The following is a 21,806-nucleotide window of genomic DNA, read 5'->3' on the forward strand; positions in this document are numbered from 1 at the left end:
ATGCAGGCGCTGCCCCTGCCGACACGGAAAGGCCGCGCCAGGCCTAGAGTGGTCGCATCCCATCCATTCACAGGAGGCAGCGATGAGCACCCCAGGCAGCACCCAAAGCAGCGACCAGCAGAGCGAGCGCCCCGCGGCCCCCGCCGGCAAGACACCCAACACCGACATGCAGCCGGAGGACACCGGCACGGCCAGCAGCGGCGAAACCGGGGATGCGTCGCAGGCGCGCAGCGCGATGAAGCAAACGAGCAAGACCGCTTCCGAAGCGGGAGACGAGGACACGGGCAAGCGCTCGAATCGCTGAGCTTTCACTCTGCGCCTGTCCTACACGCACAACCGGTGCGAGCCGACAACGCGCGCGGGTGCATTCCCTAGAGTCGTGGCATTCCACGAACCACCACCACTTCAGGAGCCTCCATGAACAAATCCCTCATCTCCGCCGCCGCCATCGCGCTGGCTGCCGTCGTTTCCCTCAGCGCCTGCAACAAGCGCGACGACACCGCGGCGACCCCGTCCGCCTCCACCAGCGGCACGAGCTCCAGCACGTCCACCTCGCCGAGCACCAGCGCGACGACGGGCAGCACCGGCAGCGGCACCTCGGGCACGAGCGGCACGGCCAGCACGGACACCTCCACGTCCGGCAGCGGCACCTCGGGCAGCACGAGCTCCATGGGCGCATCGGGCTCGGGTACCTCCGGCACGTCGGGCTCCTCGAGCATGGGCGGCACCACGGGCAACACGACCGGCAGCACCGCTTCCGGCACGTCCGGCGACACCTCCGGCGTGAACCCGTCCACCCCGATGGCGACGACCTCCACGAAGTAAGCATGCGAGCTGTCGCCCTCTGCATCGTCCTCGCATCGGGCGTCGCGGTCTCGGCCTGTCAAAAGGCCGGGACCGAAGCCGAGGCGGGCGCTGCAGGCCAAGGCGGGGGCCGTGCCACCGCCAGCGCCGGCAGCACCGCCAGCGCGCAACCCGGGGTCGGTCTCAATGGCGGGATCGCTTCATCGGGCACCGGCCTCACGGGAAGCTTCCCGGCGCGCAATGCCAGCGGCACGCCCGCGGCCGGCGACGGCAGTCCCAACCTCACGACCAAGAGCAGCGTCGGCAACCGCTAGCGGTCGCGAGGCCTGCTATCCCTTGGCGACGGGACGCGACGCGTCGCTGCACCAGTCGCTCCAGCTGCCCGCATAGAGGGCCGTCGGCGCAAACCCTGCGATTTCCATCGCCACCGCATTGGGCAGCGCGCTCACGCCGCTGCCGCATTGGTGGACGACCGTGCGTGCATCGCGTCCTGCCAGCAACTGATCGAATTCCGCCTTGAGCTGCGCGGCGGGCTTGAACTTGCCGTCCGCGCCCAGGTTCTGCGAGAACGGCCGGTTCAGCGCGCCCGGAATGTGCCCCGCCACCGGGTCCAGCGGTTCGACCTCGCCGCGATAACGCGGCGCGGCGCGCGCATCGATCACGGTGCGCGTGGGCTGCCGGATGTCCTTCATGAGTTCGTCGGCGCCGACCAGTTCGCGCAGCGGGGCGCCCAGGCGGAAGTTCGACTGGAAGTGCGCCACTTCCGCGCGATCCGTCACTTCGCCCCCCGCGGCCTGCCACGCCTGCAGGCCGCCATCGAGCAGGGCGACGGCGTCGTGGCCCGCCCACTTGAGCATCCACCACAGCCGTCCGCAGTAGTTCGCACCGTTGCGGTCGTACACGACCGCCTGCATGTCGTTGGCGAAGCCCACGCTCGAGAGCCACAGCGCGAAGTTCTCGCGGCTGGGCAGCGGATGCCGTCCGCCCGACGCCGCGTCGGGATGCAGGCGCTTGCCGTCGGGCCCCGCGACGCCGACGTCGCTGAGGGCGGTGTCGAGGCTCGCGTAGACAGCGCCGGGAATGTGCGCGTTGCGGTACTGCTCTTCGCCCGCGGCGGGGTTCATCAGGTCGAAGGTGCAGTCGAAGACCATCAGCGGCGAGCCGGCCGCCTGCAGGCTCATCAGTTCGGTGGCGGAAATGAGCGTGGTGTGCATCGCCCGATTATCTGGCGTCCCGCGGCTCCAGGGGAGCCGCGCACCCACCGATCAAAGCGCGGAGGCGGTCGGGATCTTGCCGCGGTACCACTCGTGGAAGTGCTGCATGCCGTCTTCCATCGGGCTCTGGTAGGGACCCGCATCGTCCTCGCCGCGGCGCAGGAGCGCCTCGCGGCCGGCGTCCATGCGCTCGGCGATCTCGTCGTCTTCCACGCAGGTTTCCATATAGGCCGCCTGCTGGGCTTCGACGAATTCGCGTTCGAACGCCGCGATCTCCTCGGGGTAGTAGAACTCCACCATGTTCATCGTCTTGCGCGGGCCCATCGGGTGCAGCGTGGAAACGGTGAGCACGTGCGGATACCACTCGACCATGATGTGCGGGTAGTAGGTGAGCCAGATCGCGCCGTACTTCGGCTGCTTGCCGTTGCGGTAGTCGAGCAGCGCGTTCTGCCAGCGGTCGTACACCGGGCTGCCGGCCTTGCCCAGGCGGTTGGCCACGCCGACCGTCTGCACCGAATAGTTCTTCTTGAATTCCCAGCGCAGGTCCTCGCAGCTCACCATGCTGCCGAGGCCCGGATGGAACGGGCCCACGTGGTAGTCCTCGAGGTAGACCTCGATGAAGGTCTTCCAGTTGTAGTTGCACTCGTGCATCTCGACACGGTCGAGCACCATGCCCTCGAAGTCGAGGTCGGCGCGCGGGCCCATGCCGGCGAGGTCCGCCTCGACGTCGCGTCCGCCCGGGACCTTCTCGAAGAGCAGGCCGTTCCATTCCTGGAGGCCGTAGTTCTTCAGGTTCAGGCAGGGGTCCTCGGGAAAATGCGGCGCACCCAGCAGGGTGCCCGCCGGGCTGCCCGCGCCGCCGCTGTACGTCCAGCGGTGCAGCGGGCACACGATGTTGCCCCCCGTGCCGCTGGCCGTTGCGATGGAGCCGCGGCCCTTGAGGATCACGGCCTGCCGGTGGCGGCAGACGTTGGAGATCAGCTCCACGCCCTGCGGGGTGCGAAGCAAGGCGCGGCCGCCACCCTCCTGGGGGAGGGCGTGGTAGTCGCCGGTGTTCGGGACCGACAGCTGGTGCCCCACATAACGGGGCCCGCGCTGGAAGATGGTGTCCATCTCGCGCCGGTAGAGCGCTTCGTCGAAGTAACTTGAAACTGGTAGTTGGCTTGCGGCCTGCTGCAGTTGAAGACTTAAATCAGACATGGGTGACCTGACCTAGAGACTCCCCCTATGAAGGGGCAGGGTAAGCGCTTCGTCCGTGGATTGGCGCGGAAAGGGTGATTGGGGACGCGTAACGCGGGGGGACCCCGCATGAAGGGAAGGGGATTGTACCCCTCGTCCAATTGGGGATTCTCCATGGGGGATCAAGGATCGGTGTGTAACCGTCCGCGCGGGCCGGCCGCTGCCCACACGGCCTAGAATCCGGGGTTTCCACGTGAAGAGTAGTCATGCCCAAGGCCTTGTCCAAACCCCCGGCCAGCTATGAAGCGGCCCTGGAAGAGCTGGAACAGCTCGTGGGCCTGATCGAATCCGGGCAGTTGCCGCTGGAGCAATTGCTCACCGGTTACCAGCGCGGCGCCGAGCTGCTGCAGTTCTGCCGCGACAAGCTGCAGGCCGTCGAAACCCAGATCAAGGTGCTGGACCAGGGCACGCTCAAGCCGTGGACGCAGGAGTGAGCGGCGTGGCGGGTGCCTTCGACCTGGCCTCCTGGAGCGCCGAGCGGCTCGCGCGCGTCGAAGCCGCGCTGTCCGAATGGGTCGTCGCCGATGCGCCCGCGGGGCTGGGCGACGCCATGCGCTACGCGGTGCTCGACGGCGGCAAGCGCCTGCGCCCGCTGCTGGTGCTGGCGGCGAGCGAAGCGGTGGGCGGCCATCCCGAAGCCGCGCTGCGCTCGGCCTGCGCCGTCGAGCTGATCCACGCGTATTCGCTCGTCCACGACGACATGCCCTGCATGGACAACGACGTGCTGCGCCGGGGCAAGCCCACCGTCCACGTCAAGTTCGGCCAGGCGCAGGCGCTGCTCGCGGGCGATGCCCTGCAGGCGCTGGCCTTCGAACTGCTCGCACCGGAGGGCGATGCGATCGCGCCGCCCATCCAGGCCACGCTGTGCCGGCTGCTCGCGCGCGCCGCGGGGCACGCGGGCATGGCGGGCGGCCAGGCGATCGACCTCGCGAGCGTCGGCCTGCCGCTCGACGAAGCGCAGCTGCAGGAAATGCACCGCCGCAAGACCGGGGCCCTGCTGCTGGGCAGCGTGATGATGGGCGCGGCATGCGGCGCGGCGGGCCTGCGCGCGCGGACCTCGCTGGAACGCTATGGCGCCGCGATGGGCCTCGCGTTCCAGGTGGTGGACGACATCCTGGACGTCACCGCGGATTCGGCGACGCTCGGCAAGACCGCCGGCAAGGACGCCGCGCAGGACAAGCCCACCTACGTCTCGCTCCTCGGGCTGGACCGCTCGCGCATCTTCGCGCGCGAACTGCTCGCGGAGGCGCGCGATGCGCTCGAGGCGAGCGCGCTGCCCGACACGCGCGCACTGCAAGCGCTGGCCACCATGGTGGTCGAGCGCGACAACTGACACGGACACACCCGGCATGGCCACCTTGCTCGACACGATCAACGACCCGGCGGACCTGCGCAAGCTGCCGCGCGCGCAGCTCAAGCCGCTCGCCGAGGAACTGCGCGCCTTCGTGCTCGACAGCGTCTCGCGCACCGGAGGGCACCTGTCCTCCAACCTCGGCACGGTGGAACTCACCATCGCGCTGCACTACGTCTTCAACACGCCCTACGACCGCGTGGTGTGGGACGTGGGCCACCAGACGTACCCGCACAAGATCCTCACGGGCCGGCGCGAACGCATGGGCACCCTGCGCCAGCTCGGCGGCGTGTCGGGCTTCCCGGTGCGCAGCGAAAGCCCGTACGACAACTTCGGCACCGCGCATTCGTCCACCAGCATCTCCGCGGCCCTGGGCATGGCGATGGCCGCCAAGCAGAAGGGCGAGGACCGCAAGGCCATCGCAATCATCGGCGACGGTGCGATGAGCGCCGGCATGGCCTTCGAGGCGCTGAACAACGCGGGCGTCGCGGAGTGCGACCTGCTGGTCATCCTCAACGACAATGACATGTCGATCAGCCCGCCGGTGGGCGCGCTCAACCGCTACCTCGCGCAGCTCATGAGCGGGCAGTTCTATGCCGCGGCGAAGAACGTGGGCAAGAACGTGCTGAAGGTCGCGCCGCCCCTCTTCGAACTCGCGCGCCGGCTCGAGGAAGGCGCGAAGGGCCTCGTCGTGCCCGCGACGCTCTTCGAGAAATTCGGCTTCAACTACATCGGCCCGATCGACGGGCACGACCTCGATTCGCTCATCCCCACGCTGGAGAACATCCGGCAGCTGAAGGGCCCGCAGTTCCTGCACGTGGTGACGAAGAAGGGCCAGGGCTACAAGCTCGCCGAAGCGGACCCGGTGGCGTATCACGGCCCGGGCAAGTTCGACCCCGCGGTGGGCCTGACGAAGCCTTCCGCGCCATCCAAGCCCACCTTCACACAGGTGTTCGGCCAATGGCTGTGCGACATGGCGGCGCACGACGCGCGCCTGGTGGGCATCACGCCCGCGATGCGCGAAGGCTCGGGCATGGTCGAATTCGAGAAGATGTTCCCGACCCGCTACTTCGACGTCGGCATCGCGGAACAGCACGCCGTCACCTTCGCGGCCGGCATGGCGTGCGAGGGAATGAAGCCCGTCGTCGCGATCTACTCGACCTTCCTGCAGCGCGGCTACGACCAGCTCGTGCACGACGTCGCGCTGCAGAACCTGCCGGTGGTCTTCGCGCTGGACCGCGCGGGCATCGTCGGCGCGGACGGGCCCACGCACGCGGGCGCCTACGACATCCCGTACCTGCGCTGCATCCCGAACATGGGCATCGCCTGCCCGGCCGACGAGAACGAATGCCGCAAGCTCCTCACCGCCGCATTCCGGCAGGACCATCCGGTGGCCGTGCGCTACCCGCGCGGTGCGGGCGCGGGCGTCGCCGTGGAGCCCGGCCTGGACGCGCTGCCGTACGGCAAGGGAGAGATCCGGCGCGAGCGTGCCGGCATGGCGGATGGCGCGCCGCGCGGCGTGGCGATCCTTGCGTTCGGCACGCTGCTGTATCCCGCGCTTGCCGCCGCGGAACGCCTGGGCGCGACTGTCGTCAACATGCGCTGGGCCAAGCCGCTGGACACCGAGCTGCTGGCGCAGGTCGCGTCGCGCCATGAAGCCCTCGTGACCCTCGAGGAAGGCGCCGTCATGGGCGGCGCCGGCAGCGCGGTGGGCGAGGCATTGCAGGCGGCCGGCATCGTGATGCCGCTGCTGCAACTGGGCCTGCGCGACGAGTTCACGCCGCACGGCGACCCGGCGCGCGTGCTGGCCATGCAGGGGCTGGATGCGGCGGGCATCGAAGCCTCCATCCGCACGCGCTTCGGCGAGCTCGTGGATCGCGCGGCGCCGCCGTCGCTCAAGGTGGTCGGCTAGCGCGTTGACACTGCGCCTGCCGAGGCGTCCAATCGCGGCAACCAGCCCCTTGAGGAGGCCGCCATGCTGCGAGATTCGTTCTCCCGTGTGCTTTGCGTTGCCGCGATCTTCCTCGCGTCATGCGGTGGTGGCGACGCGCCGGATTCACCGGTCCCACCGAAGCCGCTCGCCGCGGCGCCCGCCGGGCAACTCCTCACGCCCACGCAGCTGATGGATTGGGCGGAGCAGCACTACACGGCGTACTTCCCCGGACACGAGACGGATCGCACGTCTTTTCCCTACACGTACCGTGCGTACTCGAACGGCAACTACCTCGCGGTGACGAACACCGGCGAGATCTGGGTGCAGGGCCCTGGCCTCACCAACAACACGCCTTACGACGTGGGTCCGATGTCGGGCTACCAGTGCACCGTCCTGCCCGCCACCTGCGGCGGCAGCGTGAGCGGCACGGCAGCCGTCGGCGGCCCGCTCGCGGGACGCACGGTTACGCTCAAGGACGCGCTCAATCACACCGCCACCACCAGCACCAGCGCCGCGGGCACCTTCACCTTCAGCACCGACGGGCTCACCGGCCCCTTCCTGCTGCAGGCCAGTACGGCGAGCGGCACGACGCTGTACAGCGTGACCGCCGGCGCCGGGGTGCAGACGGCGAACCTCACGCCGCTCACCGATCTCGTCGTGCGCTCCTGGTATGCGGTGCAGGGGATTCCCGTCGACACGGCATTTGCCAACCCGGTGGCCGCGCCGCCGCCCGCGGGCGTGCAGGTCAAGGCCACGGCCCAGGCCGTGCTGTCGCTGATGCAACTCGCGTTGACGGTGGGCGGGGCGGGCGTCAGCGGGCCGCTGGACCTGATCACGATGCCGTTCACCGCCAACCACGCGGGACTCGATGGCGTGCTGGACATGACACGCGTCTCCTACGCCGCCGGATCGGCCACCGTGACCGTCAACGCACCGGGCGGCGTGCAGACCACGACGGTGACCTACGACACCGCGCAGTCGTCCATGACGGCCAACACATCGGTCCACAGCGAAAGCAACACGAGCAGCAGCACCGTGGCTTCCGTGATTCCCGCGTCGGCCGGTCGGCTGGCCGCATGGAACGCGATCGAGGCGAGCCTTTCCTCCTTCGCGGCCGTCATCAACGCCAAGGGCGCGAGCCTCACCACCGCGGACCTGCTGCCGTACCTGGATGCCGCCCTCATGAACGACGGGCTTAACCGCACCCAGTTCGCCACGGGCATCGTCAGTTCGTTCATGGACGGACAGGGCGTGACGCTCGAGATGAAGCGCGTGGCCAGCCTGGACCTGGCCACCGGTCGCGCGCAGGCAGTCGTGACCGTCACGCAGATCCAGGGCGGCGAGCAGGAGCAGCAGGACAACGACTTCGACTTCGTGCAGGGCGCGAGCGGATGGCTGTGGGGCGGCAACGGCCGGATCGCCGAGGTGGACATCTACGCGGAGGCGCGGCTGAACCTGGGGGCGAACGCGCAAGGCAGTGGCCCGTCGGTGAGTGCGGGCGTGCAGCCGGTGCAGGGCACCGTCTCCGCCGTCAGCGTGACCACGAGCGCCGGCAGCATCTCGATGTCGCGTGGCGCGACCGGCATCGACGAAGGAGGCGTGCTGCTCGACTCGTTCTTCGGCGGCACGGGGACGCTGCCCGCGGCCTCGGTACCGCCTGCAGGCACCCCGTTCACCGTGACGATGTCGCGACCGGACGGCTCGACGGTCACGCTCGTCGTCCCGCTGAACGCCCTCACCACGGAAATCGTGCCGCTCACGGGTCCTTCGGGATCCGCGCTGTCGGATGCTCACCTCGGAGGATCGCTCGCGTTGTCGTGGCAGCTGCCGCAGACCTACGCCGTCGCCCGGGTGCGCCTGGCGGCGCTCGTCTATACGGGCACCCAGTCCGGGCCGTCGACCTTCAGGTGCGAGGTGAACAGCCCGGTGCTGGGAACCAGCTCGACGCAAGGCGTGTTGAACATGCCGACCACGTGCAACGGACAGGCGATCAAGAGCGTTACCGTCAATCTCAACATCACCGGCGTGAACGGTGAACGCTCGATCACCATGTACAGCTTCCAGTAACGCAGCGCTCAAGCCGCCCAAAGCACGCCGAGCGCGAAGGTCAAGCTGAACACGCCGAGGATCGTGGAGAGCGTGACGAGCCCCGCGACATAAGGGCCGTTGTAGCCCATGCGCACCGCGAGCACGTACGCGCTGGACGCTGTCGGCAAGGCAGAGAACGCAAGCAGCACGGACGCCTGCGCGGCGTCGAGCTTGAATGCGTGGACGAGACCTGCCGCCACCAGCGGTGTGAGCAAATGACGGATCGTGAGCAGGCACACCGCGAGCGTCTTCTGCGCCGCGAGGCTGGCGAACTGCATGCCCGCGCCGGCGGCGAGCAGCCCCAGCGCGAGCGAGGCCGCGCCGATGCGCGTCACGCCGGGCTCGAGCCAGCGCGGCATCGAGAACCCGAGCAGGTTGGCCACGAGACCGCAGGCCGTCGCGACGATCAGGGGGTTGCGCACCAGCTCGCGCAGGAAGCCGCGCTGCGCATGGCGCGCCATCGGCCACACCGCGGCGACGTTGTACAGCGGCACGCAAAACCCGATCAGGATCGCGATCATCACGAGGCCGGGAGCGCCAGCGAGGCGCTCGGCGAGCGCGAGTGCGATGTACGAATTGAAGCGGAAGGCGACCTGCGCGGCGCCCGCGTGCTCGCGCCGGTCGACGTGCCGGCCGATCACGGGGAGGAAGGGCAGGGCATACGCCATTGCGATGCCGGCGAGCGCCATCAGGAGGCCCGCGCCGAGCAGGCTGGAGGCCGCGGCCAGGTCCAGCGGCGCCTTGGTGACCGACTGGAAGAGCAGCACGGGGAACAGGAAGTAGTAGACGAGCCCTTCGACCGGCCCCCACACCTTGCGGTCCAGCGGGGTGAAGCGGCACACGAGGTAGCCGCACAGGATGAGCGAGAAGTCCGGAAAGAGCAGTTGCGCGAAGTCCACCGGCAGAGCATAGCGAGGCGAATCACGCACCGGGTTAGCCCTTATGTGGATTCCACAGCGCAGGGAATTGCCGCTGGGCTTAGGATTGCCGGTTAACCCCCGTCTTCGACAACCTCAAGGAGAGTTTATGCATCGCCGCCAATGGTTCGCCCTGTCCGCCGCCGCGCTCGCGCTGGCCGCCGGCCCCGCGCTGGCCCAGGGATACCCCAACAAGGTGATCAAGCTGGTGGTGCCCTTCGCACCGGGCGGCACCACGGACATCGTGGCCCGCGTGATCGCCGAGCCGCTCGGCAAGGCGCTCGGCCAGTCGGTCGTCGTGGAGAACAAGGCCGGCGGCGGCGGCGTCGTCGGCGCGCTCGACACCTCGCGCGCGGCGCCGGACGGCTACAGCCTGGGCGTGGCCACCGTGTCCACCACCGCCGCCAACCCGGCGATCAACCCGAAGATCCCGTACAACCCGATCACGGACTTCACGCCGATCATCAACATCGCGGCGACGCCCAACATCATCGCGGTGCACCCGAGCTTTCCCGCCAAGGACTACAAAGCCTTCGTCGCGGAACTGAAGAAGTCGCCGGGCAAGTATTCGTACTCGTCGTCGGGCACCGGCGGCATCGGCCACCTGCAGATGGAGCTGTACAAGAGCTTGTCGGGCACCTTCGTCACGCACATCCCGTACCGCGGCGCTGGCCCGGCCTTGAACGACACGGTCGCCGGCCAGGTGCCGATGATCTTCGACAACCTGCCCTCCGCGCTGCCCTTCATCAAGGAGAACCGCCTGGTGCCCATCATCGTGGCCGCGCCGCAGCGTGTGGCCGCCTTGCCCAACGTGCCGACCTTCAAGGAAGTGGGCCTGGAGCCGGTGAACCGCATGGCGTACTACGGCATCTACGGCCCCAAGGGCCTGCCGCCGGAAGTGGTCCAGAAGATCCATGACGGCGTGATGAAGGCGCTGTCGGACCCGGCGGTGAAAAAGCGCATCGAGGACACCGGCTCCATCATCGTGGGCAACACGCCGCAGCAGTTCGCCGAGCAGATCAAGGCGGAGTTCGAGGTGTACAAGAAGGTGGTGGAGGGGGCGAAGTTGAAGCTGGACTGATCTTCAACTCACGCTCTCGAGACCAGCGACCACCCGCGCCTAGGCGCCGGTGGTCGCTTTTGTTTTTGGGAAAGCTATTTGCGCTTGGCCCGCGACTTCGGTGTGGGGCGCGAGACATCGAATTCGAGCAGTCGTGACGGTGGCACGTCGAGCGCCTGTGCCAATCGGCAGATGTTGACCAGCGCGATGTTGCGCTGCCCGCGCTCAACGCCGCCGAGGTAGCTGCGAGCCAGCCCGCTGTCCAGCGCCAATCCTTCCTGAGAGATTCCACGTGAGCGACGCAGCTCACTGAGATGCAGCCCGAATCGCTGCATGGGGTCGTATGCGAGCGAGCCGAGGGCGATCTCGAGCGTGGAAGTGGCGGTGGATTTCGGCACCGGCCTAGGCTACGAGACCGTCCGTTATGAGGCCACTCTTTATGAGTGACAACGGCGGAAATCGTGTTAGAGTACTTAATATTCTAAATCGACATGGATGAGGACTTTCCGCCGGTCATTGGTCAGCTGAAATTCAACTGCGTTTCTTGCGACCACAGGTGATGGGCGCATGGCCTAAGGTCTTCAAGACTTTCGTGTGACGGCTGTCTGGCGGTGCTGCTATCAAGAATTCGCTGATTCAATTGATATCGATCTGAAGGGTAAGTGGGCGATGGTGAATCATCTTCGAGAGAATATCGGGGCCGAGGAAACCTCGGAGACGAGGGATCGGTTTGCCACGCGGAGATCTTGGGTTAGGCGGATATTCGCCTACGGCGTGGTCCTGCCATTGGTCTTCTACTTCTTAATGGCCTTAGCTGTTCCAAGCAACATTCTTGATCAAGTCCCGGCTCTGCACGCATTCACATCAGGAGTGGCTCGCTTCGTTATGACGGTGTTTCCGGGAAGAGACATCCAAACTCATGCGAGAAGCACAGGATTTCCCCAAGCAGCCTTGCTGTGCAGCTCGGGCGCCGTAGTCCTCATTCCTTGGCTGATCATCGCGGCCGCGATGGGATTGATTATTGGCTACCCGTACGGACGCATTGAGAAAAATCCCTTCAAAGGAATGGGCGCAGCCCAAGTCATCGTCACTGGGACTTTGCTCTTATTCGGAATTCCGATTGGAATTTGGATTGTGCAGATCTTCTTTCTAATTCCGGGAGATCCCGGAATCTACGCCGGTGTGACGACGATGATCCGATTCGGATACGCGTGGTTGTCGACGGCGGTTATCTTGCTTTCTGCGTCCTGCATTTTTCTGCAGCCTACATATTTGGCTTTTGTAGTCGATCGAGCGTTTATGGGAGGATTCAAGGCGGAAGCCTGTAGAAGGAAAGCCAGAAATGGGTCTGAGGCAGAGCCATGTGCGCAATACAGATCGGTTGGATAAAGTGAACGACACGCAGCCAATGGAGACGGAAATTAGCGATATGCATCTGATCGCCAGGGCTAGAAGCCGTGGAGGGCTTTCATGGCGTAGTCCCGGCGGGCCAATTTATCAGTGCCCACTACTCTTGATCTTCATCGTAGCCATCGCAGCTCCTGAAGACGTGGTTCGACGAAATCAAATGGTTGGCCGCTTTACAGCGTCGATCCGGGAAGTCCTGATGAGCCTCTTCGCCGGCGCCGACATCGGGAGATTCTCTGAATCAACGAAATTTTCAGAGGTTGCCCTGCTCGTTTGCGCACTCCACTGGACTTGGCTGATTATTTCTATTTTTGCTACAGCAATCATCTTTGAAGTTGTTCGGGCGAAAGAGGGTTACGTAGTTTGGAAATACCTCCGTGGTGGAGGTGGACGTTTGGGATGGCGGGATCTTTGGCTGGTGTTGGGAAGCGTGATGGTATGCCCAGCGGCTCTACTCGCGCTAACTGCCTCCCCAGGCGACTGGTCTCTTGTGAAAGGGCTCGCGACGGACAGTCGTTTGGGATTTGGGTTGTTGTTGTGGGCAGCGTTTTGGGTGAGCGGCATCGCGTTGGGATTCGTGTATCCCTCCGCGAGAGCATTTATTGATATCAATCTGAAGGAAAAATGAGCGGTGGCAGATTCTTTTGAAGAAAAGTTGTATAGGGAGCTAGGAAACTTTGACTCAATCTTCGATTCAGCCGGCGCTTTCGTTGGTTCTCAGGACGAGTTCTTCAAGCAACTTGGGGAGCTTGCTGGAAAGATTGGCAGTCAAAGACTAACGGCCGCAGACGCGAATAAGTTCGCCCCTGCCTTTGAGCAGCTTGCGCGGGTATATGAGGCCATAAACACACATTTGAAAGCTGAACCATTGCCTGCGGCGACCGATGCCGGGACGCGAATCAAGGGCTATTTTGGGGGTTTGACTCTCGACGCGAGGTTTCAGGCAGGCCGCTTGGCAGTCATTGCTCAACAGATTCAGAACGGTGACTTGTCGGCGCTTGATCGACTCACAAAGGTAGCGTCGGAGGCGTTCAAGAATCTTGGGGCCTACTTTGCCTTGATCCAGACGGGCACTGCCCTCTTCGAAGGTGGGGAGGTGACCGAGCAAAATGTCGTGCAGGCTACCGGAAAGGCGTTGGGGTTCTACATCGGACTTCAGGCCGGAACCGTCGGCGCGGTGGCCGCAGGCGGGATCACGGCTGGCGCCCTTGCTCTGGCGGGCGTCGCTGCTGCACCTATACTGGTGGGGGCAGCTGCGATAGCTGGAGGTGTTTTTCTTGGTTATGTAGGTGGTAAATTTGGCGAAGAACTTTGGTCGCAAGCGTACGACAACTACAGGAACATATATCTGCCAAAAATGCTCGATGGCGCGGAGTCCTTAATTGGGGTCATCGACACAAGGTTTGCCGAGATAAGAATTGCGTTGGGTCACTACGATGGCTCCTGGCTGGCCGGAATTGACGTGGATAGCCAGTCAAAAGCGGTGCTTACCGGGCTAGTGCTATCTCCATTGAATGTTCCATACAGTGATGCGCTCAATGCGGACATCGTGAAGCTCTTCGAGGTCTTCGCAGACTCTGACTCCGGTGGCGACGAATTGGTCGGTCGTGATCTCTTGCTCAAGACGGTGCTGACTTTCGCCAAGAGCAACGGCTACCTCACCGAACGAATTGAGGTAGCTGATGACGGCTCGACCGTCACATTGGAGCTTCCCAGCTTCCCGAACGCGGCACTCAATGGGCTACGCGACTATGTAGCCAATCAGCTCTCCGATACAGATCGATCGGGACTGAGCCTCACGCCTCCGGGCCGAATCGTCATCGCCGTGGAATCCGGTGAATTGACCGGCAACGACAAGGACGAATTGATGGTCGGCAGCTCCGACGACGACACCATTAATGGCGGTGCAGGCGACGACATCCTGGTGGCTGGTGCCGGGGCAGATAGCCTCGATGGCGGTACCGGCATCGATGCGCTCTTCGGCGGTGACGACGACGACACGCTCGATGGCGGCGCCAACGGCGACTACCTGTATGGCGGAAACGGCGACGACGAGTACCGCCTCGCACGGGGCGAATTGTTCGACATCATTCGCGACTCGGACGGCAATGGCAGCATCTGGGTCAACGACCAGCAACTGACCGGCGGCAAGAAGGCCGCCGACGGCTACTGGGTCAGCGACGACAAGGAATGGGGCTTCATGCTGGCCTCGAACGGTGACCTCGTCATCAGCAGAGGGTCGAATCCGGACCACATCGTCGTTCGTGGCTGGCGAGACGGTGGCGGCGACCAGCTGGGCATTCGGTTGTCCGACGAAGCGGCGCCCGAGCCGCAGGCCGATCACACCTTCACCGGTGACTTCGTCAGAAAGACTTCTCCCGACGACGCCAACCGGTATGTCTTCGACACCTACGGCAACTACATCGACGACGGTTCCGCTCCGGGGGCGCCGGATCTCATCACGGGGAGTGGCGACGCCGACCAAATCGATGGCCTGGCAGGCAACGACGCTTTGATCGGGCGGGCGGGCGACGACTCCATCGAGGGTGGGGACGGCTCCGACGTGCTTCAGGGTGGCACAGGCGCCGATACCTTGAACGGCGGAGCGGGCGACGACATCCTGTACGGCTCGTCCAACGGCAGCTTGCCCTACCCCGTCACGGTGGACTTCCCGCCGCCGCCGCATGACCTGCCGGTCGTCGTTTCGGCTGGCTTCAACTGGTTGGTCACTGCAGCCAATTCGGCCGGTGCAGAGAACGTCGCCACGCGCTTTCTCAGCGTGACGCTCCATCGCGACGAGCAGATGGATGACGCGGGTAACGCCCTGGATGGCGGTACGGGTAACGATGCAATCTTCGCGGGCACTGGCAACGACCGGGCTGACGGCGGCGACGGCCAGGATGTGATCTATGGCATGGGGGGTGCGGACGTCCTGTTCGCCGATAGCGGCGATGACATGGTCTATGGCGACGGGCCTTCACTGAATCCCAATGGCGATTTGGTCAATTGGGCGCCGGCCGAAGCGCACGGCGCCGATTTCCTGGACGGCGGCGCAGGCAACGACACGCTGACCGGGCAAGGTGGCACCGACGACATTTTCGGTGGTGATGACAACGACCTTATCTATGGCGACGACCGAAGCGTGGAAGTTACGCCGCTCAGCGCGCATGGCAACGATTTCCTCGACGGGGAAGGTGGAAACGACACCATCGTCGGCGGTGGCAAGGGCGACGAGATTTACGGCGGTACTGGAGACGACCAGCTCGCGGGAGATGCAGGCGGTTTGGGTTCCAGTGACCCTGGCTACATCACGCCTTCACTCCACGGGGACGACTACGTCGATGGCGAAGACGGCAACGACACCCTGATGGGCGAAGGTGGGAGCGACCAGCTTTTCGGTGGCTCGGGGAATGACATCGTGCTCGGCGACACGCGAGGGGATGGGCTTTCTGGCCTAGACCACGGCAGTGACTACATCGACGGCGAAGACGGAAACGACTCCCTCGTAGGCGAGGGCGGGGCCGATGAACTCTTCGGCGGCTCGGGCAATGACACGCTGCTGGGGGACGATTCCACCTCCCAGTTGGTCGCGGCGTTCCACGGCGCCGATTACCTCGACGGCGAAGATGGCGACGACAGCATCGTCGGAGGCGGCGGCGCGGACACGCTGATCGGCGATGTTGGCAACGACAAGCTCTTCGGCGACGCAGACGACGTCCCCGTAGCCAACCAGGGCAACGACGTGCTGGACGGCGGCGCAGGCAACGACTCGCTGCGCGGCTTCGGCGGCGACGATCAACTCGCCGGCGGCGAGGGCAACGACACCGTCCAGGGCGAAGCGGGCAACGACGTCGTGGCCGGCGGCGAGGGCAGCGACGACGTGCAAGGCGGCGATGGCGCGGACATCGTTGCGGGCGACGCCGGCAATGACCTCATCTCCGGTCAGGCAGGCAACGACACGCTCACAGGCGGCGAGGGCAACGACGAACTGCAGGGCGGCGAAGGCGCCGACGTGCTGACCGGCGACTCGGGCAACGACACGCTCTTTGGCCAGGCAGGCGACGACGTGCTCGACGGCGGCGAAGGAAACGACACGCTGCAGGGCGGCGGGGGCAACGACACGATCGCGGGCGACGGACAGGACCTGCTACTCGGCGAGGACGGCGACGACGTGCTCACGGGCCATGGCGCCGCCAACGTGGCGATGGACGGCGGCGCGGGCAACGACTGGCTCGAAGGCGGCGCGGTCATGGTGGGCGGTCTCGGCGACGACACCATCTTCGGCTCCGGCCCCGGCGTGGCGGGCGGCGCGGGCAACGACACCTACGTCATCGCCGAGACCATGGGATACACCTGGGTGAACGACACGCAAGGCGCAAGCACGATCCGCCTCACGGGCGCGAGCGGTGCGATGACGCTGGAGCGCATCGACCTTCCCGGCCAGCCGATCTCCCTGGACAACCTGCGCCTGAACGTGGGCGCGCTGAGCGTCGACCTGGCGGGCATGCTCACGGGTGGCATTGCGAATGTGGAGGTCAGCGGCCACACGTACACGGCCGGCGAACTGTTCGGCCAGACGTACAGCGGCAGCATGAGCCAGTCGAGCGCGGCTGCCGGCTCGGCCCTGCAAGGCGGTGCGCAGGACGACGCGCTCACGGCCACGGGCGGCGGCGCCACGATGGCAGGCGGCGCGGGCGCGGACACCCTCACCGGCAGCGGCGGCAACAACACCTACCGCTACTTCCAGGGCGACGGCGCCGACACCATCACCGATGCGGGCGGCGGCACGCTGGTGCTGGGTGCGGGCCTGTCCAAGGACGACGTCACTCTCTCGACCGACGCGGGCGCCATGGTGCTCACGTTCGGCGCGGACACTGACGATTCCATTCGCCTCACCGGCTTCGACGCGAACAACGCCGCGCAGCCCGCAGGCATCGCCACCTTCAAGTTCGCCGACGGCAGCTCGATGACGCAGGCCGAACTCGTGCAGCGCGGATTCGACATCACCGGCACACCGTCCGCCGACACCTTGCAAGGCACCAACCTCGCGGATCGCCTCACCGGCGGCGCGGGCGCGGACACGCTGGCGGGCCACGGCGGTGCGGACGTGTACACGTTCAACCTGGGCGATGGCGCCGACGTGATCGCCGACGGCGACACGGCGCTCGGCACGGGTGACGCCTTGCGCTTCGGCGCGGGCATCGCACCGGCGGACTTGGCGGGCCTGCGCAGCGGCAACGACGTCACGCTGCAGGTGTCGGGCACCAACGACCAGGTGACCCTGAAAGGCTACTTCGCCACGGGCGCGGATGCGGTCGAAGCGATCACGTTTGCAGACGGCACCAGCTGGACACAAACCGACGTACTGGCCGCGGTCGCGGCCGGCGGGCAGATCGGCTGGACGCTCACCGGCACCGCGGGCAACGACACGCTCGCCGGCGTGGGCGGCAACGACTCGCTGCGGGGCCTGGCCGGCAACGATTCGCTCAATGGCGGCGCAGGGGATGACACGCTCGACGGCGGCGCGGACGCCGACACGCTCCTGGGCGGCGCGGGCAGCGACGTGTACGTCGCCAGCTTCGGCGACTTCATCGATGAGGTCGGTGGCGACGCCGCCTCCATCGACACGGTGCGCTTGCCGTTCCCCAGCACGCGCTCCTTCTTCGAGACCCCGCTGGACGGCACGACCTTGTACGTGCGCGACTACGCGACAGGCATCGCGGCGACGGTGGCCGCGCAGTTCACCGCGTCCGGGGCGAGCCGCCAGATCGAGCGTTTCGAGTTCAGCGACGGTGTCACATTCACCGCGCAGCAGGTGATGGACCGCCTGAACACGGGCATCGTCGACCGCGACGAGCTGTACACCACGGCGCTGGCGGACTCGGTCAACGGCGGCTACGGCGCCGACTACATCCACGGCAACTCGGGCGACGACACGATCCATGGCAACCAGGGTGACGACGAGCTCTACGGCGACTTCGGCAACAACCAGCTGTACGGCGACGAAGGCCAGGACACGCTGTGGGGCAACAGCGGCAACGACACGCTCAATGGCGGCGCGGGGCTGGACCGGCTCGATGGCGGCGCGGGCAACGACACCTACACGCTCGCGGCCGGCCAGGGCATGGAGATCATCGGCAACGACATGAGCGGCACGGACCGCGTGCTGCTCGCGGCCGGCATCACGGCGGCGAACGTGACGCTCACGCGCGTCTCCTCGCCGGCGGCCGCGGACCTGTCCTTCCGGGGCGACTCGCTCGTGGTGCAGCTGGGCAGCACGGGCGACCAGATGTGGATCGAGAACTACTTCGACGCGAACGCGCCGGGCAACATCGAGTCGATCCAGTTCGCGGACGGAACGTCCTGGAACTACGCGGCGGTGCTCACCAAGGTCGGCGCGGGCGGCACGGTGAACACACAGACCGGCACGACCAAGGCGGACACCTTCACGGTGGATCACTGGAGCGACGTGGTGACGGACCCGTCGGCGGCGGACATCGATACGATCAACGCGTCAGCGAGCTTCAAGCTGCCTGCCAACGTGTCGAAGCTCACGATGACAGGCACGTTGAACCTGTTCGCAGTACCAAGTACAGGCGCCGACACCATCACCGGCAACGCGGGCAACAACTGGTTCGAGCCCACGGCCGGGGGCGGCCACGCCATGATCGGTGGTGCGGGCGATGACACCTACGTGGTGCGCCTGCCCAATGAAGTGGTGACGCCGGGGCTCGATCCGGCCTCCGGCCTGGCCAACGTCACCATCACGGAAGCCGCGGGCGGCGGAAACGACACGGTGCTCTCGGGCTACTGGTCCAGCACCCTGCCGGACAACGTGGAGAACCTGGTGCTCACCAAGCCCAACGGCTGGTACACCTCGGGCGTCTTCCAGTACTACTCGAGCCAGCCGAACGACTACACGCACAAGTACATCGGTAATGCGGGCAACAACGTGATCGACGCCTCGCAGTACGAGTACTGGGTGATCTACCAGAGCAGCTGGAGGAACAAGGTCTACACCTACCCGAGCCTGCTGGAATTCCAGCTCGATGGCGGTGCGGGCGCGGACACGCTGGTGGGCGGCCGCTGGGCCGACACCTACTACCTGGACAACGCGGGCGACGTGGTGCAGGAGCCGGGCCTGGACGTGACCGGCAGCGACATCTCGATCGATACGGTGGTGGTCACTGCCGCCTTCGCGCCGACGGTGAGTCTGGCCAACTACGCCCACGTGGAGAACCTGCGCCTGGAAGGCGGCGCGGCAGGAATCAATGCCACGGGCAATGCGCTGGCCAACACCCTCAGCGATGGCAGCGGCAACAACCTCCTGGCGGGCGCCGGCGGAAACGACACCTTGATGAGCGCGGCAGGCGCGGACACGCTGGACGGCGGCGCGGGCGACGACAGCCTGCGCGTGCTCGGCGCGGGGCGCAGCGTGGTTGCGCGCCTGGGCCTGGGCGAAGGCCACGACACGTTGGCGCAGGACGCGGGTGCGGCTGCCACCGTGACGGTGGAGCTGAAAGCGGGACTGGGCCTGGGTGACGTGAGCTTCACCAAGGCAACAGGCGTGTTGGCCGTGACGCTGGCCGACGGCTCGTCGATCAGCATGCCCGATACCGACGCGCTGAACCTGCGCCTGCCCGATGGCAGCACCTTCGGCCCCGCCGAGATCGACATCATGAGCCGCACGAGCGACCGCACGACGCCCACGGCGCTGGCGGACCTGCTGTACGGAACGCCCGGCGCGGACATCATCAATGCACTGGACGGCAACGACATCGTCTATGGCGCTGGCGGCAACGACACGCTCACCGGTGGCGCAGGGGCGGACGTGTACCGCTTCGGCAAGGGCTTTGGCCAGGACCTGGTGGACGATGTCGCGGTGGCCGGAGGCGGCACGGACGACGGCGCGATCGACACGATCGAGTTCGACTCCAGCGTGGCCGTCTCGGACATCACCGTCTCGCAGCAACTCACCGGCGGTGCGGCCAACCTCGTGTTGGGCATCGCATCGACCGGCGACACGCTGACTTTGCAGCGCGAGTACGCGCCCGGCAACGCAGGCGCCGTCGAGCAGGTGAAATTCGCGGACGGCACGCTGTGGAGCCTGGCGACGCTCAAGTCCAAGGTGACGGGCACCATCGGAACCGAGTCGGCAGAGGCAATGACCGCGCCTGCGACCAGCTACCGCATGGAAGGCCGGGGCGGCAACGACACCCTCACCGGCGGCGCGGGCAACGACACGCTCGATGGCGGCGCGGGCACCGACAGCCTGACGGGTGGGGCAGGCAACGACAGCTACGTCGTGGATTCCGCGTCAGATGCGGTGGTCGAAGCTTCCACCGGCGGCACTGCGGACACGGTGATGGTGGGCATGGATGGGTACACGCTGCCCGCCAACATCGAGCGCGGCCAACTGACAGCGGGCGCAGCCGCGTGGAACCTGACGGGCAACGGCCTGGCCAACAGCCTGATCGGAAACGCGGGCGCGAACCGCCTGGACGGCGGCGCAGGCAACGACACGCTGGAAGGCGGCGCGGGCAACGACCTGTACATCGTCGATTCGGCGACGGACGTGATCACCGAGGCCGCGGGCGAGGGCATCGACAGTGTGCAGGCGGCCATCACGTTCACCCTCCCGCTGAATGTGGAGAACCTCACGCTCACCGGTTCCGCGACCAAGCTCGTGGCCACCGGCAACGCAGGAGACAACCTCCTCATCGGCAACAGCGTCGCCAACACGCTCTCAGGTTTGGCGGGCAACGACCGGCTCGATGGCGGCGCAGGCAACGACTCGATGACGGGTGGTGCGGGCAACGACACCTTCGTCGTAGACGCGACGGGGGACACGACGGTGGAAGCTGCGGCAGGCGGCATCGACACTGTCGAGACCAACCTGACCTGGACCCTCGCCACGGAGGTCGAAAAGCTTCTGCTCTCCGGCGCCAATGCAGTCAACGGCACAGGAAACGCCTCCATCAACTGGCTCGTCGGCAACACCGCCAGCAACACGCTCAACGGCCTTGCAGGCGCGGACGTGCTGCAAGGCGGCGCGGGCACCGACACGCTGACTGACACCGCCGGCAACGGCGCCTTCGACGGCGGCGCGGGCAACGACGTGCTGACGGCCGGCGCAGGCAACGACCTTCTGGCCGGCGGCACGGGCAACGACACGTACACGCTGGGCGCAGGCGCCGACATCGTCGCATTCGACAGAGGCGATGGCGTGGACACGATCAACGCGCCGCTCTCGGGTGCGGGTCTGGGCGAGCTCAATGATGTGCTCTCGCTGGGCAGGATTCGCCTCGCCGAAATCAACTTCTCTCGCGAGACGAACGATCTGGTGCTGCGCGTCACCGGCACGACCGACGCCATCCGCTTCGCCAGCTGGTACGCCGCGACAGGAGACCAGACCTTCACCAAGCTGCAGGTGATGGTGGATTCCACCGCCGACTACCAGCCGGGAAGCACCGACGCCCTGTACGCGAGCCGCATCACGGTGCTGGACTTCAAGCAACTCGTGGCAGGCTACGACGCAGCCCGGGCGTCCAACCCGGCGCTGGTGAACTGGTCCCCGCAGGATGCCTTGCTGCACACCGCGCGCCTCACGTCCAGCGACTCGCTCGCCCACGGCGGCAACCTGGCGTATCGCTACGCGGAAGACGGAGCGCTCGTCAACGCGCAGTACGAGGGCAGCACCGGCGAGCTCGCAGCGGTGGGCTTCGTCGGCACGCCGCAAGACATCCTGTACGGCGTGTAGCTCCCGGCACAGGCGGCTTTTAGAATCGGCGGA

16 protein-coding genes are annotated in these 21,806 nt (G+C 66.3%); 11 read left to right on the forward strand and 5 right to left on the reverse strand.

Annotated features, from left to right (window positions below):
* The first annotated feature begins 82 nt into the window (after positions 1–82).
* The 3 genes from I5803_RS20345 (at position 83) to I5803_RS20355 (ending at position 1,118) form a co-directional block, all read left to right on the forward strand.
* On the forward strand, positions 83–304 hold the full coding sequence (locus tag I5803_RS20345; protein ID WP_196988131.1) for a hypothetical protein: 222 nt from the start codon (positions 83–85) through the stop codon (positions 302–304).
* A 113-nt stretch (positions 305–417) separates the two neighbouring features.
* Positions 418–825, forward strand: a complete 408-nt coding sequence (locus tag I5803_RS20350) for a hypothetical protein (RefSeq protein WP_196988132.1) — start codon at positions 418–420, stop codon at positions 823–825.
* Positions 826–827: 2 nt separating this feature from the next.
* On the forward strand, positions 828–1,118 hold the full coding sequence (locus I5803_RS20355; protein WP_196988133.1) for a hypothetical protein: 291 nt from the start codon (positions 828–830) through the stop codon (positions 1,116–1,118).
* 15 nt (positions 1,119–1,133) lie between these two features.
* On the opposite strand, the gene I5803_RS20360 is transcribed toward I5803_RS20355, so the two are convergent.
* Together I5803_RS20360 and I5803_RS20365 are read right to left on the reverse strand one after the other, a co-directional pair.
* Positions 1,134–2,018 (reverse strand): sulfurtransferase, encoded by an 885-nt coding sequence (locus I5803_RS20360; RefSeq protein ID WP_196988134.1) that lies wholly within the window; start codon positions 2,016–2,018, stop codon positions 1,134–1,136.
* Positions 2,019–2,069: 51 nt separating this feature from the next.
* The gene (locus I5803_RS20365) at positions 2,070–3,218 is read right to left on the reverse strand and encodes an aromatic ring-hydroxylating oxygenase subunit alpha (protein ID WP_196988135.1); all 1,149 of its coding nucleotides are present in this window, start codon (positions 3,216–3,218) and stop codon (positions 2,070–2,072) included.
* A 245-nt stretch (positions 3,219–3,463) separates the two neighbouring features.
* Here I5803_RS20365 and I5803_RS20370 point away from each other — a divergent pair, with 245 nt between their 5' ends.
* From I5803_RS20370 to I5803_RS20385, 4 genes are all read left to right on the forward strand, one after another.
* Positions 3,464–3,691 (forward strand): exodeoxyribonuclease VII small subunit, encoded by a 228-nt coding sequence (locus I5803_RS20370; RefSeq protein ID WP_196988136.1) that lies wholly within the window; start codon positions 3,464–3,466, stop codon positions 3,689–3,691.
* The gene (locus I5803_RS20375; RefSeq protein ID WP_196988137.1) at positions 3,676–4,590 is read left to right on the forward strand and encodes a polyprenyl synthetase family protein; all 915 of its coding nucleotides are present in this window, start codon (positions 3,676–3,678) and stop codon (positions 4,588–4,590) included. The genes I5803_RS20370 and I5803_RS20375 overlap by 16 nt, the downstream gene beginning before the upstream one ends.
* Positions 4,591–4,606: 16 nt before the next feature.
* Complete coding sequence (dxs, locus tag I5803_RS20380; RefSeq protein WP_196988138.1) at positions 4,607–6,520, forward strand: 1-deoxy-D-xylulose-5-phosphate synthase; 1,914 nt, start codon at positions 4,607–4,609, stop codon at positions 6,518–6,520.
* 63 nt (positions 6,521–6,583) lie between these two features.
* The gene (locus tag I5803_RS20385) at positions 6,584–8,608 is read left to right on the forward strand and encodes a hypothetical protein (protein ID WP_196988139.1); all 2,025 of its coding nucleotides are present in this window, start codon (positions 6,584–6,586) and stop codon (positions 8,606–8,608) included.
* 8 nt (positions 8,609–8,616) lie between these two features.
* Here the strand turns inward: I5803_RS20385 and I5803_RS20390 are convergent, their stop codons facing one another.
* Positions 8,617–9,528 carry an AEC family transporter gene (locus tag I5803_RS20390; RefSeq protein ID WP_196988140.1) on the reverse strand — a complete coding sequence of 304 codons (912 nt, stop codon included), beginning with the start codon at positions 9,526–9,528 and terminating at the stop codon, positions 8,617–8,619.
* Positions 9,529–9,655: 127 nt separating this feature from the next.
* On the opposite strand from I5803_RS20390, the gene I5803_RS20395 reads away from it, so the two are divergent.
* Positions 9,656–10,627 (forward strand): tripartite tricarboxylate transporter substrate binding protein BugE, encoded by a 972-nt coding sequence (locus I5803_RS20395; protein ID WP_196988141.1) that lies wholly within the window; start codon positions 9,656–9,658, stop codon positions 10,625–10,627.
* A gap of 74 nt (positions 10,628–10,701) precedes the next feature.
* Here the strand turns inward: I5803_RS20395 and I5803_RS20400 are convergent, their stop codons facing one another.
* Complete coding sequence (locus tag I5803_RS20400; RefSeq protein ID WP_435520866.1) at positions 10,702–11,004, reverse strand: helix-turn-helix domain-containing protein; 303 nt, start codon at positions 11,002–11,004, stop codon at positions 10,702–10,704.
* A 196-nt stretch (positions 11,005–11,200) separates the two neighbouring features.
* Here I5803_RS20400 and I5803_RS20405 point away from each other — a divergent pair, with 196 nt between their 5' ends.
* Both I5803_RS20405 and I5803_RS20410 read left to right on the forward strand, forming a co-directional pair.
* Positions 11,201–11,995, forward strand: a complete 795-nt coding sequence (locus I5803_RS20405) for a hypothetical protein (protein ID WP_196988142.1) — start codon at positions 11,201–11,203, stop codon at positions 11,993–11,995.
* Positions 11,988–12,641 (forward strand): hypothetical protein, encoded by a 654-nt coding sequence (locus I5803_RS20410; RefSeq protein ID WP_231402481.1) that lies wholly within the window; start codon positions 11,988–11,990, stop codon positions 12,639–12,641. Before I5803_RS20405 ends, I5803_RS20410 begins: the two co-directional genes overlap by 8 nt.
* Before the next feature lie 147 nt (positions 12,642–12,788).
* Here I5803_RS20410 and I5803_RS20415 read toward each other — a convergent pair whose 3' ends face one another.
* Positions 12,789–13,334 (reverse strand): hypothetical protein, encoded by a 546-nt coding sequence (locus tag I5803_RS20415; RefSeq protein ID WP_196988144.1) that lies wholly within the window; start codon positions 13,332–13,334, stop codon positions 12,789–12,791.
* A gap of 504 nt (positions 13,335–13,838) precedes the next feature.
* Between I5803_RS20415 and I5803_RS20420 the strand changes: the two genes are divergently transcribed.
* On the forward strand, positions 13,839–21,773 hold the full coding sequence (locus tag I5803_RS20420; protein WP_354001694.1) for a calcium-binding protein: 7,935 nt from the start codon (positions 13,839–13,841) through the stop codon (positions 21,771–21,773).
* Positions 21,774–21,806: the final 33 nt, after the last annotated feature.

Origin of the sequence: Caenimonas aquaedulcis, from assembly GCF_015831345.1 — a bacterium.
In the GTDB taxonomy this organism is placed as follows: domain Bacteria; phylum Pseudomonadota; class Gammaproteobacteria; order Burkholderiales; family Burkholderiaceae_C; genus Ramlibacter; species Ramlibacter aquaedulcis.